Source organism: Hydrocarboniphaga effusa AP103 (assembly GCF_000271305.1).
Classification (GTDB): domain Bacteria; phylum Pseudomonadota; class Gammaproteobacteria; order Nevskiales; family Nevskiaceae; genus Hydrocarboniphaga; species Hydrocarboniphaga effusa.
In genome coordinates this window covers 474,098-486,319 of record NZ_AKGD01000001.1, presented here as the reverse complement: position 1 = coordinate 486,319, position 12,222 = coordinate 474,098, and the positions used below count along the sequence as shown (strand labels likewise).

Genomic DNA, 12,222 nt, shown 5'->3' with positions numbered 1-12,222 from the left:
CGAAAATTGACATCAGGAGGGCAATGCTCGGCTGTTGCCGCGCGGTGGGCAAGACCCGCGAGCGACGCGGCCTGGCCGGCGCACCGGCGCACCGGCGCTGGCTCGGTCCGGACCCCGTTCATCGTTCCTTGCATACGCTGGCCCCGCTCGTGGACAGCGAGACGCGCCGACGCCGGATCGCCGATCCACCGCTGGAATCCGAAGCCGGCGTCGGGCTTGCTTCTGACGACTCATTGAAAGAAGAGTAAATAGCATTCCACCCACCGCCAGCCGCAGCGAACCGCGCAGGCCAGCTCTCATTTCGACGGCACGACATGAAGACCAGAAGCGAACGCGACACTTTCGGCCTCATCGAGGTTGACTCCGACCGGCTCTGGGGCGCGCAGACGCAGCGCTCGCTGCAGAACTTCGACATCTCCGGCGAGCAGCAGCCGCGCGAGATCATTCGCGCGCTCGCGCAGGTCAAGCGCGCCTCGGCGCGCGTCAACCAGGCGCTCGGCCTGCAGGACGCAGCCAAGACCGATGCCATCGTCAAGGCGACCGACGAAGTCATCGCCGGCCAGCATCCGCACGAGTTCCCGCTGGTGGTCTGGCAGACCGGCTCGGGCACGCAGAGCAACATGAACATGAACGAGGTCATCGCCAACCGCGCGAGCGAGCTGCTCGGCGGCGAGCGCGGTGAAGGCCGCAAGGTGCACCCGAACGACGACGTCAATCGCAGCCAGTCGAGCAACGACGTGTTCCCGACCGCGATGCACGTGGCCGCCGTGGACGCGCTCACGCACAAGCTGCTGCCGGCGATCGCCAAGCTCAAGCAGACGCTGGTCGGCAAGGCGCGCGAGTTCGACGACATCGTCAAGATCGGCCGCACGCACTTGCAGGACGCGACGCCGCTGACGCTCGGCCAGGAAATTTCGGGCTGGGTGGCGCAGCTCTCGCACGGCGAGCGCCACCTGCGCGATGCGCTGCCGCATCTGTGCGAGCTCGCGCTCGGCGGTACCGCGGTCGGCACGGGCTTGAACGCGCCCAAAGGCTATGCCGAAGCGGTGGCGGCCGAACTCGCGCAGATCACCGGACTGCCGTTCGTGACGGCGCCGAGCAAGTTCGAAGCGCTGGCGTCCTGCGATGCGCTCGTACATGCGCACGGCGCGCTCAAGACGCTCGCTGCGAGCATGATGAAGATCGCCAACGACGTGCGCTGGCTCGCGAGCGGACCGCGCAGCGGCATCGGCGAGATCAGCATTCCCGAGAACGAGCCGGGCTCGTCGATCATGCCGGGCAAGGTCAACCCGACGCAGAGCGAGGCGGTGACGATGCTCGCCGCGCAGGTCATGGGCAACGACGTGGCGATCAACATCGGCGGCGCATCGGGCAACTTCGAGCTCAACGTGTTCCGGCCGATGGTGGCGCACAACTTTTTGCAGAGTGTGCGCCTGCTCGCCGACGGCATGGTGAGCTTCAACGATCACTGCGCGGTGGGCATCGAGCCGAATCGCGAGCGCATCAAGGAACTCGTCGATCGTTCGCTGATGCTGGTGACCGCGCTCAACACGCACATCGGTTACGACAAGGCCGCGTACATCGCCAAGAAAGCGCACAAGGAAGGCACGAGCCTGCGCGAAGCGGCGGTGGCGTCGGGCCATGTGACCGGCGAGCAGTTCGACCAGTGGGTGGTGCCGGGCAACATGGTGGGGCGCTGAGTCGAGCCTGATCGATCGGCTCAGGCAGCACCAAAAGCCTGCGCGCATGCGCGAGCCTTTTCTTGGCTGTCAAGTTACCAATACAAACACGTTCTTCAAAATCATAAGGAAACCTATGATGATGCAAAAAGGGTTTACACCAATAGTTTCCCAAAAATGTCTGGACGACCTGGGATCAGCTTGATCCCGCTATTCGTGAATTAATTGTTGACATGAGGTTTCGCGGTGATTTTCTGAATTTGGCTGCCGACCGCGAATCTATCGATTATCCAGATGCGGCGAAAGATTTCCGCGATGCGCTCAAGACGAATGCATCCAATGCGATGTGTAAAGCATTGTTGAAGAATCAGGATGCTTGGCGTAATGGATGGGGAGCTCCAAGAGAAAGGCATGAAGCCCGGCTAGAAGGTCTTGGCTACGCAGATGGCATGTGCGAGGAATAGCTTCATGTTGAAGATGGTAAAGTTTTTGGTGATAGGTTTTCTTGGGGTCTCTCAGCCACTCAGCTACGCAGGGGATGAAGTAATTCCACAATCGCTCCGTGCCTTGCCAAAAGGAACTCCTCCCTACAGCTACGCCTATGGGCCCAATCTCTCTGGGCTTAGTAAAAAAATGGAAGAAGCTGCAGCGGGCCAGGAATGGTTTGATTTTTTTTTATTGCTACAGGATGACGCTCGTTACGGAGTGCTAAGCGCAGGGAGTGATTATTGGTTCACGGGTAGATTAGATCCTCAGAAGATCCGATGGCTTCCTGGACCATGGGGGAATGAGGTACTTTGCCCGGCGCCCCACTGCCTGCTGTTCGGGGATATGTTTACTTGGTTAATCACTGCTGATGATAACTACAAAATAATTGACTATCAGCTGATCTTTGGAAGAGAAAAGAACGATGCGACGTCAATGCGGGGAAATATTCGGGTTGCATTTCTTGAGTCCTGGATCGGAAGCGTACAGGCGCGCCCGCTAGAAAAAAACGCCAAAGATAGCTACCTTGATTTCAGAACGGCTGGGGTTTTCTGCTCTGAATATGTTGACGAACGCCCTGGTGGTAAGGTCATACATTTCATCCGGAAGGTAGACCAGAGCGGGAAAATAATCTCGAAAGTGATCCCTGAGACGGATGAGCGCGGCCCCCCGCCTTGCATCTACGACGGCTGGTGAGCCGCCAAAGTATGGCTTGGATGCAGAACCCCTAAAAACGTGCTCAGGCGATATTTTGATAGGAGTGAGCCATGAGCGTTGTGATTGAAGACGAGATCAAGCGAGGGACTGCCAATAATAAGCGTAAGCGTCCGAATCTCCCCCTCTAGCCGAGGGATTTGAGCTGTAGAAGATAGGTGTCCTTTGGGCGCCGATGGTGTCCACGATCGATTAAGTGGACACCATGCAAACATCATCCTTACGACAAAAGCGGCGCACCCACTCGGCGGAATTCAAGGCGGCGTGCGTAGCTGAAGCGGGAGCGTGAAACGGCGGTGACGTCGATCGCTCGGCGTCACGGGCTCAATCACAATCTGATCTTCAAGTGGTGGCGCGAGGCGGATGCAGCGGGCAAGACTCAGCTACTGCCGGTCACGATCGTCCTGTCAGCATCCAGTGTTTGGAGCGTGGCGCTGAGCGTCTCCTTCGCCGATGGCGTCTGTCTGCGCATCGAATCGGCTTCCGATGCGATGGTGCTGACGATCCTCGATCACCCGCGCTCGCGATGATCGGTTTGCCGGCGGGTACGCAGGTGTGGATCGCGGCCGGCGTGACCGACATGCGTAAAGGCTTCGATGGGTTATCGGCCTTGGTACAGCAGGTGCTCGCCGACGATCCGTTCTCCGGCCCTGTCTTCGCCTTTCGTGGTTGTCGTGGCGATCAGCTCAAGCTGTTGTGGTGGGATGGCGACGGTTTGTGCCTGCTGTCGAAACGTTTGGAGCGCGGCCGTTTCATCTGGCCGAAGGCCGAGTCCGGTCGCGTGCATCTGACGGCCGCGCAGCTGTCGATGTTGCTCGAAGGCATCGATTGGCGGCCGCCGGATCGCACCGCAAAACCTTTGAAAGCCGCCTGATTTCGCAAGCTTTTTGCATTGAGAGGCCATGCTCGATGCGCCCGAATCCGATCTGCCTGACGACATCGCCGCCCTGCGTGCGCAGGGCGATCGCACGCAGCGGAGCTATCGACTTTGCGCAGCGTGCTGCGCGATACGCAAATCGAAAAGCTGCTGATCCAGCTGGCGTGGCTCAAGCGCATGCAATTCGGCACCAAATCGGAGAAGCTCGACCGTGAGATCGAGCAGCTCGAATTGCTGATCGAAGAGCTGCAGACGCCGAGCGTGGCGCCCATCGTGAGGCCATTGTCCGCGGCGAGAGAAGCCCCTAGTCGTAAATCGCTGCCTGAGCATCTGCCGCGCGAAAATGCTTGGAGGCGGGGCTTAGCCCCTATTGGAGTGTAACCCCGATCTGCAACCCAGAAACTAAAAACCCCTTTAAAATCAAAGGGGTAATAGTATTGGTGGAGGCGGGGGGAATTGAACCCCCGTCCGACGATCCTCCGCCCTCGGTTCTACATGCGTAGCCTAGTCTTTAGTTTTGGTCCGCAGCTCCCGAACAGGCACGGATCGCTACGGCTTATCCCCTTGAGGTTTTCGAGCATCAGCCAAGGGCGGGCTTCAGCCTTATTCGGTAAGAGTCGACGTCCGAGTCCAGAGTACCGACACTGCTGGGTCGAACGCTCACCGGAGTTTAGGCGGCGAGGGCGTAGTTAGCGTCGTTCGCAACTAGCTTTTTTGCAGACCGTTTAACGAGCAGACCTGCAGCTCGGCATGCCCCTTGGGTTTCGCGACCGCCGTCGAAGCCATGTCGCCCCCTTAGAGAGGCGCAAGACTACCACGAACGTGCCGGGTAAACGTGTTTTGGATCCGGGGCGAATAAGGGATCAGCGACTGCGCATGATCCGGTCCTTCTGGCGGTTCCAGTCGCGCTCCTTCATGTCGGCGCGCTTGTCATGCTGCTTCTTGCCCTTGGCGAGGCCGATCTGCAGCTTGGCGCGGCCGCGGGTCCAGTGCAGGTCGAGCGGAACCAGGGTGTAGCCGGCACGCTCGACCTTGCCGATCAAGGTCGCGAGCTCTTTGGCGTTGAGCAGCAGCTTGCGGGTACGGGTCGGTTCCGGGTTGACGTGGGTCGAGGCCGACAGCAGCGGCGAGAACTGCGCGCCGATCAGCCAGGCCTCGCCCTTCTTGATGACCACGTAGGCTTCGGCGATATTCCCTCGTCCGTCGCGCAGGCTCTTCACTTCCCAGCCCATCAGCATCAGGCCGGCTTCATAGGTGTCTTCGATGAAGTAGTCGTGCCGGGCGCGCCGATTGAGGGCGATGATGCGGTCGGCGTCCTTCTCGTCTTTCTTCTTGCTCATGGTTCCATTATAGGGGGCAGAAGCGGTGCGGCCGTGGCAAGTGTCTCAAAACGCTAAACTATCCTAAGTGAACATCCGCGAAAGCAGCTACGGGTACTGGAGTTCCGCGCGCGCCTTCGGGTGGGTGGCCGCGGGCGCCTGCATGGGTATCGGCAATATCGCGCGCCTGCCGTATCTCATGGGCCAGTACGGCGGCTGGGTGTTTTTGGCGGCGTACGTTGTGGCGCTGCTGATCGTCGGCCTGCCGATCCTGGTCAGCGAATGGGCGCTCGGCCGCTGGATGCGCGACGAAGGTTCCGCCGGGTTCGGCCGTCTGGCCCAGCTCGCCGGCAGCAGTGCGCGCTGGGGCTGGCTGGGGGGTATCGCCCTGCTCGGGGCGGCGATGGTGCTGTCGTACTACAGCGTCGTGGCCGGCTGGAGCCTGGCGTATACCTTTCGCGCGGCGGCCGGAAGCCTGGTCGGCGATGCGGCGGCGGCCACCCAGCGATTCCTCGATCTGGCGCAGGATGCCGAGCGCTCGCTGGCCTGGCACACGCTGTTCATGGTCAGCACCTGCGTGATCGTGGCGCAGGGTTTCCGCGAGGGGATGGAGCGCGCGGCACGCTACTTCGTGCCAACCGCGTTCGGGGTGATGCTGCTCGTCGGCATGGTCGCATTCCGCTATGGCGATCCGGCTGCGGCTTCCAAGTACCTTTTTGCGGGCGATTTTTCGCGCTTCGGCTGGCGCGGGGCGGTGGAGGCGCTGCAGCAGGCTTTCTTCACGCTCGCGCTCGGCTTCGGGGCCATGCTCACGCTCGGCTCGTATCTGCCGGCCAGCCAGACGCTCGGCAAGCTCGGCCTGGCCGTCGTGCTGCTCGATACCTTGTTCAGCCTGCTCTCGGGCTTCGTGCTGCTGTGCTTCGTGATGGAGGCCGGTGTCGCTCCGGCTCCCGGGCTGCAGATGCTGTTCCAGACTTTTCCGCAGGCGCTGCCGACGGGCTGGGTGGGCATCGCCATCGGCACGCCGTTCTACCTTGCGTTGTTCATCGTGACCCTGCTGTCGGCGGCGGCGCTGCTCGAGCCGCTTGCGCATTACCTCATGCAGCGCCTGCGGCTCACGCGGGTGTTCGCCGCGGTCGCAGCGGCCATGCTGGTCTGGTATCTCGGGCTGGGCTCGCTGCTCTCGTTCAACGTGCTTGCCGACATGCGCCTGCTCGGGCAGAACTTCTTCGAGTGGATGCAGTTGCTGAGTACCACGCTGATCGCTCCGGTGTTCGCGATCCTCATGTGCTTCGTCGTGGCCAACCTGCCGCGCGAACTCGCCGACTCGATCGCCGGCCCGCACGAGACTTTCTGGATGCGCGGCGGCACTTTTCTGCTGCGCTATCCCACGCGTATCGCCCTGCTCGTGATCATTCTGTACGCCGTGGGCCTGCTCGACTGGTTCGAACAGCTCTGGAGTTGATCGCTGCCGATGCGCAAGCTCGACCGTTCCGCCTTGATGCCGTTTTCCGCCGCCGAGCTTTATGCGCTCGTCGCCGACGTGGCGTCGTATCCGCAGTTTCTTCCGGGCTGCACCTCGGCCGATGTCGAACAGGACGAGCAGCGCGAAGGCGAGCGCTGGGTTCAGGGGCGCGTGAGCTTCAAGGTGAAAGGGCTGTCCGACAGTTTCGCCACCGAGAACCGCATGCTCGACGGCCAGCGCATCGAAATGCGCCTGCTCGAAGGCCCGTTCCGAAGCCTTTCGGGTGTCTGGGTTTTTACGCCGCTGGCCGAACAGGCCTGCAAGGTGTCGCTCTCCATGAGTGTGGATTTCGCCAGCCGGCTCGTCGAGGCGACGCTGGCTCCGTGGATCGACCGTGCGGTCGGCGGGGTGATCGACGCGTTCCGCCTGCGCGCGGAGCAGTGTTACAAGCGGTGATCGCCCGTGATCGAAGGATGATCGCCGTGGAGGTCTGCCACGCCCTGCCTGCGCGGATCTGGCGCGTGCGGCTGCAACTGGCCGGTGACGCGACCGTCGGCGAAGCGATCGAGGCTTCGGGGTTGGCGGCGGAGTTTCCGGAGCTCGACGTCCAAACGTCCGCAATCGGCATCTTCAGCCGGCCGTGCGGCTTGCAGGACGGCTTGCGCGATGGCGACCGGATCGAGATCTACCGGCCCTTGATCCACGATCCCAAGGATGCCCGGCGCTCGCGAGCCCGGCGCGAAGGGCGACGGCGCTAGCCGGGTCGGGCTCGCATAGCTCTCGTCAGGGCGTGCCGCCGGGGATCGGGGTCTGGCGATCGACGGGCGGTGCCGCGGTGCGGCTGTCGTTCGCTTCCTTTTTGAAGTCGGTCTGGATCGCCTGCATGTCCGGAGCCGACAGATCTTCGGTGCTGGCCTGCTGGACGCCTTCCATGCGCGACAGCTTGTTGTCCGCGAAGTACAGGCTCACCGTGCGCGAGGTCGACTGCCCGCGTGGAGATTTGTAGTAACCGAAATAATCCCAGCGCTCGTCGCGGAATGGATTCGCCGCTACCGGCGTGCCCATGACGAACTTGACCTGCTCGCGGGTCATGCCGATCTGCAGCTTGTTGAGGTCGCGCTGATCGATCACGTTGCCCTGGCGCGTCGGCAGGCGATAGAGGATCTGGCAGGCGGAGAGCGAAAGGGCCAGAACGGCCAGCAGCAGAAGGCGCATGAAAAGGTTTGGCTCGTTGTTTGCCATGTGAAGACTGCGATAATAACGAATCGTTCAAACCGGTGGGTCGGGGTCGGGCAGGGAGCCCAGTCGCCGGTGCGCCCCAAAACCAGGAGTTGCCGTGGAATCATCCGACCTGCGCAGCGTAGGCCTCAAGGTCACCTTGCCGCGCCTCAAGATTCTCGAAATGCTCGAGCACAGCTCCACCCGCCATCTGTCTGCCGAAGACATCTATCGTCAGCTCATGGACGGCGGCGAAGATATTGGCCTGGCCACGGTCTATCGCGTGCTCACGCAGTTCGAATCGGCGGGGCTGGTGACGCGCCACCACTTCGAAGGCGGCCATGCGGTGTTCGAACTCGAACGCGGTGGGCACCACGATCATCTGGTCTGCTTCAGCTGCGGCCGTGTCGAAGAGTTCCACGACGAGACCATCGAAAAGCGCCAGCGCCAGCTCGCCAAGGACCATGGTTTCCGCATGACCGAGCACAGCCTGATCATCTACGGCGAGTGCGAAGCCTGCCAGCGTGGTGAAACACCGGCCAGCAAGCTGCGTCCGCGTAGCGCGGTTTCACAGGCTTCCCAGCACGACGATTGATCGCCGGTCCCGCGGCGGGCATCGAGCCCGCCGCACCTCAGGCTTCAGATTGCGGCGCGTTGCAGCAGTTCGCGGGCGTGAGCCTGCGTCGAGGCGGTGATCTCCACACCGCCCATCATTCGGGCGAGCTCGCCGATGCGATCCTCGTCGTCGAGCGGACGCAGACGCGTATACGTCATGCCGCCGCGAATCTCCTTGAAGATGCCGAAGTGTCGCGTGCCCTGGGCCGCGACCTGCGCCAGATGGGTGACGCAGAGCACTTGGCGAGAGGCTCCGAGCGCGCGCAGCTGTTGGCCGACGATCTCGGCGACGCCGCCGCCGATGCCGGCATCCACTTCGTCGAAGATCATCGTCGCCGCGCCGTTAGCCGAGCGGCAGACCACCTGGACCGCGAGTGAAAGCCGCGACAGTTCGCCGCCCGATGCGACCTTGGCCATCGGCCGCGGCGGCTGGCCCGGGTTGGCCGAGAAATCGAAGCGGATCACGTCGCTGCCGTGCGGTGAAGGCGCAGCGGTTTCGGCAGGCTCGATCGCGACGACGAATTGCGAGTTCGGCATGCCGAGCTTGCGTACCGCCTGCGTGACCTTGTCGGCGAAATCCTTCGCCGCCTTTTCGCGCTTCTTGCCGAGCTTGGCAGCCGCAGTTCGATAGCGGGTCTCGACTTCGCTTTGCTGGGCGCGCAGGCGTTCGGCTCCGCCCGCTGCGTTCTCGGCCGCTTCGAGTTCGGCGCGCAGTTCGGCCAGACGCGCGGGCAGCGCTTCGGCACGCGTGCGGTGCTTGCGCGCGAGGTCGTGAATGTCGGATAGGCGACGTTCGAGTTCGGCGAGGGCTTGCGGATCGAGATCGAGCCGGTCGAGCAGGCGTTGCAGCGTATGCGTGGCTTCGCGCAACTGCGCCTGCACGCCGCTGACCTGCGCTTCGATGTCGGCGAATTCGGCGTCGACGCCGGTCATGCCGGCCAGCAGCTGGGCAGCGCTCGAGAGCTGATCGTCGGCGCAGTTCTCGCCGCCGTAGAGCGCTTCGAGCGCGCGATTGCCGTCTTCGAGCAGGCGGCCCGCGTTGGCGAGCCGGCGATGATCGGCGTCGAGGAGTTCGAGCTCGCCCTCGGCGAGATTCAACGCTTCGAGTTCGCGTGCCTGGTAGCGCAGGAATTCGAGCTGCGCCGGGTCGCGTGCGCTCGCGTTTCCGAGCTTTTCGATCTGCCGCGCGAGCTGCTGCCATTCACGTGCGAGTGCCGCGGTCTGCTCGAGGTCCTTGTCGTAAGCCCCGAAGCCGTCGAGCAGATCGCGCTGCACCTCGGCGCGTACGAGCGTCTGGCTCTGGTTCTGGCCGAACACTTCGATCAGCGATTCGCCGAGTTCGCGCAAGGCGCTCGCCGACACCGGCGAGTTGTTGACGAAGGCGCGCGTGCGGCCTTCTGCGTAGACGACGCGGCGCAGGGTGCAGACTTCGGGCTGATCGATATCGACGAGCTCCTGGGCCTGCAGCCATTCGCGGGCGAGCGGGGCATCGCGCAGCGAAAACTCGGCGCCGATCTCGGCGCGCTCCTGTCCGGCGCGCACGAGCGAGGCTTCGCCGCGCGTGCCGATGGCCAGGCCGATGGCGTCGATCAGAATGGACTTGCCGGCGCCGGTTTCGCCCGTGAGCACCGTGAAGCCGGTGCCGAAGTCGAGTTCGAGCGCGTCGATGATCGCGAGATTCTTGATGGAAAGGCTTAGCAGCATGTCTGCAAATCTATCGCGTGTTCATCGCTCGGCGATGCTTTCCTGGCCGCGGCCCCAGCGCAATTTGTTGCGCAGGATCGCAAAGTAGCTCGAGCCGGTCGGGTGGATGAGCTTGAGCGGCTTGTCGCTGCGCTCGATCAGCACCGAATCGCCGGGTTCCAAGGCTTCGCTGATCTGGCCGTCGAAAGTCACGGTGGCCTGGGTGTCGTCGCCGCGCACGATGAGCTTCACTTGCTGGTCGCCGCCGATCACGATCGGGCGATCCGACAAGGTGTGCGGGCAGATCGGCACCAGCGCCATCGCCTGCAGGCTCGGGTGCAGCAGCGGGCCGCCGCCCGAGAGCGCATACGCCGTCGAGCCGGTCGGCGAGCAGACGATCATGCCGTCGGCCCGGTGCAGGCTGATGAACTGCTCGCCCATCCAGCTTTCGAATTCGATCATGCGGATCGAGGCCTGGTTGCGCAGCACCACGTCGTTGACTGCGGTGTAGACGCTGTCCTCCGTCTTGCCGTCGCGCGTCAGGCGCGCGCTCAGGATCAGCCGCTCTTCGAGTTCGTAGCGCCCCCCGATGACGGCTGCGAGCGATTCGGCCATTTCGTCGGGCGCGATGTCGACCAGAAAGCCGAGCCGCCCCTGGTTCACGCCGAGCAGCGGCACGCCGGCTGGAGCGAGATAGCGCCCGGCGCCGAGCAGGGTGCCGTCGCCGCCGACGACGATCGCCAGCTCGGCCCTGCCCGCCAGCTCCTCCGCATCGACGCGGCGACCGGCCGGCAGCTCGGGCAGCTCGTCGTTGTGCGCGACGAGCACCTCGCAGCCCAGCGATTCCAGCGCGCTGCAGAGCTTGCCGAGCGTCGGCCGATGCGGCTCGCGCCGCTTGCCGATCACGCCGACGGTCCGGAATGGTTTCATGAAAAAGGGAGAAGCCTCGAATCGCGACACGATACACGAAGGAGACGGCCGATCGGTGAAGCCTCGACGGCGCTGGCGTCGCGGACATCCGGCGACCGCAGCGCCCTGTCTTGACACGGATTTTGCGAGCCCCTAGCGTCGAGCAGGCACTTTTGCGGCGGCTTTCGAACTCACCATGTCCAACCCTCTCGAACAGCGAGCGGCTGACCTGCTCAAACTGCTGGTCGAGCGCTACATCCAGGACGGCCAGCCGGTCGGATCGCGCACGCTCTCGCGCGCCGCGAGCCTGAACCTGTCGCCGGCGACCATTCGCAACGTGATGGCCGACCTCGACGAGCTTGGTCTGGTGGTATCGCCGCACACCTCGGCCGGCCGCGTGCCGACCACGCGCGGCTATCGCTACTTCGTCGACGCGCTGCTGGCGCCCGAGCCGTTGTCCGAGGCCGATCGCCAGCGCATCGCCGACGACCTGCTGCCACGCGATCGGTCGCCCCAGGACATGGTGCAAGCGGCTTCGGCACTGTTGTCCAGGCTTTCGCTGATGGCCGGCGTGGTGACCACGCCGAGACGCAACATGGCGACCTTGCGCCGCATCCAGTTCCTGCCGCTATCGGACCGGCGCGTGCTGGTGATCCTGGTCGTCAATCACAGCGAAGTGCAGAACCGGGTCATCAATACCGATCGGCCCTACGGCGCGGACGAGCTCGAACGCTTCGCCAACGTGCTCAACGAGCGCTTCGCCGGCCGCGATCTGGTGAGCCTGCGCACCGCGCTCTGGCAGGACGCCAACGACACCCAGGCGCACGTGAACCAGCTGCTGCGCGATGCGGCGACGATGGCCGAACAGGCCTTTCGTCATGAAACGCCGGATGGCGATTTCGTGCTCGCGGGCGGCAGCAACCTGCTGGGTTTTCAGCAGGACATGTCCGATGTGCAGCGCCTGCGCGGACTGTTCGATGCGCTCGATCGCAAGCGCGATCTGCTGCAGTTGTTCGATCAATGTCTGTCGGCCGAAGGCGTGCAGATTTTCATCGGCGAGGAATCGGGCTATCGCGTGCTCGACGAAGTCAGCGTGGTGACCGCTCCGTATCTCGTCGATGGGCGTATCGCGGGCGTGCTCGGGGTGATCGGGCCGACGCGCATGGCGTACAGCCGCATCATTCCGCTGGTCGCGGAAACCGCGCGCTTGCTGTCGGTCGGGCTCGACAACTGAGTGCCCACCGCGGTGCGCTGGAG

15 protein-coding genes, 1 other RNA gene and 1 pseudogene are annotated in these 12,222 nt (G+C 63.5%); 12 read left to right on the top strand and 5 right to left on the bottom strand.

Annotated elements, in window-relative coordinates; translation table 11 throughout:
* Positions 1–23: 23 nt before the first annotated feature.
* The 7 genes and pseudogenes from WQQ_RS02160 (at position 24) to WQQ_RS02135 (ending at position 4,137) form a co-directional block, all read left to right on the top strand.
* Positions 24–248 carry a hypothetical protein gene (locus WQQ_RS02160; RefSeq protein ID WP_007183407.1) on the top strand — a complete coding sequence of 75 codons (225 nt, stop codon included), beginning with the start codon at positions 24–26 and terminating at the stop codon, positions 246–248.
* A gap of 66 nt (positions 249–314) precedes the next feature.
* Entirely contained in the window at positions 315–1,700 is a 1,386-nt protein-coding gene (gene fumC / locus WQQ_RS02155; RefSeq protein ID WP_007183406.1) for a class II fumarate hydratase, read from the top strand.
* A gap of 176 nt (positions 1,701–1,876) precedes the next feature.
* Positions 1,877–2,143 (top strand): annotated as a pseudogene (locus WQQ_RS24145) (hypothetical protein); the annotation flags it as partial.
* Positions 2,144–2,147: 4 nt separating this feature from the next.
* On the top strand, positions 2,148–2,861 hold the full coding sequence (locus WQQ_RS24140) for a hypothetical protein (protein WP_157534472.1): 714 nt from the start codon (positions 2,148–2,150) through the stop codon (positions 2,859–2,861).
* Positions 2,862–3,175: 314 nt separating this feature from the next.
* Complete coding sequence (locus WQQ_RS02145) at positions 3,176–3,409, top strand: transposase (protein WP_007183404.1); 234 nt, start codon at positions 3,176–3,178, stop codon at positions 3,407–3,409.
* On the top strand, positions 3,406–3,753 hold the full coding sequence (tnpB, locus tag WQQ_RS02140) for an IS66 family insertion sequence element accessory protein TnpB (protein WP_007183403.1): 348 nt from the start codon (positions 3,406–3,408) through the stop codon (positions 3,751–3,753). The genes WQQ_RS02145 and tnpB overlap by 4 nt, the downstream gene beginning before the upstream one ends.
* A gap of 123 nt (positions 3,754–3,876) precedes the next feature.
* A complete protein-coding gene (locus WQQ_RS02135) occupies positions 3,877–4,137 on the top strand; it encodes a transposase (RefSeq protein WP_237715047.1) in 261 nt (86 codons plus the stop codon).
* A gap of 57 nt (positions 4,138–4,194) precedes the next feature.
* On the opposite strand, the gene ssrA is transcribed toward WQQ_RS02135, so the two are convergent.
* Both ssrA and smpB read right to left on the bottom strand, forming a co-directional pair.
* Positions 4,195–4,551: a transfer-messenger RNA gene (ssrA, locus tag WQQ_RS23495) on the bottom strand.
* 68 nt (positions 4,552–4,619) lie between these two features.
* On the bottom strand, positions 4,620–5,096 hold the full coding sequence (smpB, locus tag WQQ_RS02130; RefSeq protein WP_007183401.1) for an SsrA-binding protein SmpB: 477 nt from the start codon (positions 5,094–5,096) through the stop codon (positions 4,620–4,622).
* A gap of 67 nt (positions 5,097–5,163) precedes the next feature.
* Here smpB and WQQ_RS02125 point away from each other — a divergent pair, with 67 nt between their 5' ends.
* From WQQ_RS02125 to WQQ_RS02115, 3 genes are read left to right on the top strand one after another with little or no spacing between them, the layout of a single operon-like run.
* Positions 5,164–6,540: a sodium-dependent transporter gene (locus tag WQQ_RS02125; protein ID WP_007183400.1), complete on the top strand. Its 1,377-nt coding sequence runs from the start codon at positions 5,164–5,166 to the stop codon at positions 6,538–6,540.
* Positions 6,541–6,549: 9 nt separating this feature from the next.
* Positions 6,550–6,996 (top strand): type II toxin-antitoxin system RatA family toxin, encoded by a 447-nt coding sequence (locus tag WQQ_RS02120; RefSeq protein WP_007183399.1) that lies wholly within the window; start codon positions 6,550–6,552, stop codon positions 6,994–6,996.
* Between the two features lie 17 nt (positions 6,997–7,013).
* Entirely contained in the window at positions 7,014–7,298 is a 285-nt protein-coding gene (locus WQQ_RS02115; protein WP_040452833.1) for an RnfH family protein, read from the top strand.
* Between the two features lie 25 nt (positions 7,299–7,323).
* On the opposite strand, the gene WQQ_RS02110 is transcribed toward WQQ_RS02115, so the two are convergent.
* Entirely contained in the window at positions 7,324–7,755 is a 432-nt protein-coding gene (locus tag WQQ_RS02110) for an outer membrane protein assembly factor BamE (protein WP_007183397.1), read from the bottom strand.
* A 121-nt stretch (positions 7,756–7,876) separates the two neighbouring features.
* On the opposite strand from WQQ_RS02110, the gene fur reads away from it, so the two are divergent.
* On the top strand, positions 7,877–8,353 hold the full coding sequence (fur, locus tag WQQ_RS02105; protein ID WP_007183396.1) for a ferric iron uptake transcriptional regulator: 477 nt from the start codon (positions 7,877–7,879) through the stop codon (positions 8,351–8,353).
* A gap of 44 nt (positions 8,354–8,397) precedes the next feature.
* Here fur and recN read toward each other — a convergent pair whose 3' ends face one another.
* Together recN and WQQ_RS02095 are read right to left on the bottom strand one after the other, a co-directional pair.
* Positions 8,398–10,077 carry a DNA repair protein RecN gene (recN, locus tag WQQ_RS02100; RefSeq protein WP_007183395.1) on the bottom strand — a complete coding sequence of 560 codons (1,680 nt, stop codon included), beginning with the start codon at positions 10,075–10,077 and terminating at the stop codon, positions 8,398–8,400.
* Positions 10,078–10,098: 21 nt separating this feature from the next.
* Positions 10,099–10,986 (bottom strand): NAD(+)/NADH kinase, encoded by an 888-nt coding sequence (locus WQQ_RS02095; RefSeq protein ID WP_007183394.1) that lies wholly within the window; start codon positions 10,984–10,986, stop codon positions 10,099–10,101.
* Positions 10,987–11,161: 175 nt separating this feature from the next.
* Here WQQ_RS02095 and hrcA point away from each other — a divergent pair, with 175 nt between their 5' ends.
* Positions 11,162–12,199: a heat-inducible transcriptional repressor HrcA gene (gene hrcA / locus WQQ_RS02090; RefSeq protein WP_007183393.1), complete on the top strand. Its 1,038-nt coding sequence runs from the start codon at positions 11,162–11,164 to the stop codon at positions 12,197–12,199.
* Positions 12,200–12,222: the final 23 nt, after the last annotated feature.

Excerpts from the sequence above, each read along its gene's own strand:
- tnpB (WP_007183403.1), top strand. The coding sequence starts at position 3,406 with ATGATCGGTTTGCCGGCGGGTACGCAGGTGTGGATCGCGGCCGGCGTG.
- WQQ_RS02095 (WP_007183394.1), bottom strand. The coding sequence starts at position 10,986 with ATGAAACCATTCCGGACCGTCGGCGTGATCGGCAAGCGGCGCGAGCCG.
- WQQ_RS24140 (WP_157534472.1), top strand. The coding sequence starts at position 2,148 with ATGTTGAAGATGGTAAAGTTTTTGGTGATAGGTTTTCTTGGGGTCTCT.
- WQQ_RS02120 (WP_007183399.1), top strand. The coding sequence starts at position 6,550 with ATGCGCAAGCTCGACCGTTCCGCCTTGATGCCGTTTTCCGCCGCCGAG.
- WQQ_RS02110 (WP_007183397.1), bottom strand. The coding sequence starts at position 7,755 with ATGCGCCTTCTGCTGCTGGCCGTTCTGGCCCTTTCGCTCTCCGCCTGC.
- fumC (WP_007183406.1), top strand. The coding sequence starts at position 315 with ATGAAGACCAGAAGCGAACGCGACACTTTCGGCCTCATCGAGGTTGAC.
- WQQ_RS02160 (WP_007183407.1), top strand. The coding sequence starts at position 24 with ATGCTCGGCTGTTGCCGCGCGGTGGGCAAGACCCGCGAGCGACGCGGC.
- recN (WP_007183395.1), bottom strand. The coding sequence starts at position 10,077 with ATGCTGCTAAGCCTTTCCATCAAGAATCTCGCGATCATCGACGCGCTC.
- smpB (WP_007183401.1), bottom strand. The coding sequence starts at position 5,096 with ATGAGCAAGAAGAAAGACGAGAAGGACGCCGACCGCATCATCGCCCTC.
- WQQ_RS02115 (WP_040452833.1), top strand. The coding sequence starts at position 7,014 with ATGATCGCCGTGGAGGTCTGCCACGCCCTGCCTGCGCGGATCTGGCGC.
- hrcA (WP_007183393.1), top strand. The coding sequence starts at position 11,162 with ATGTCCAACCCTCTCGAACAGCGAGCGGCTGACCTGCTCAAACTGCTG.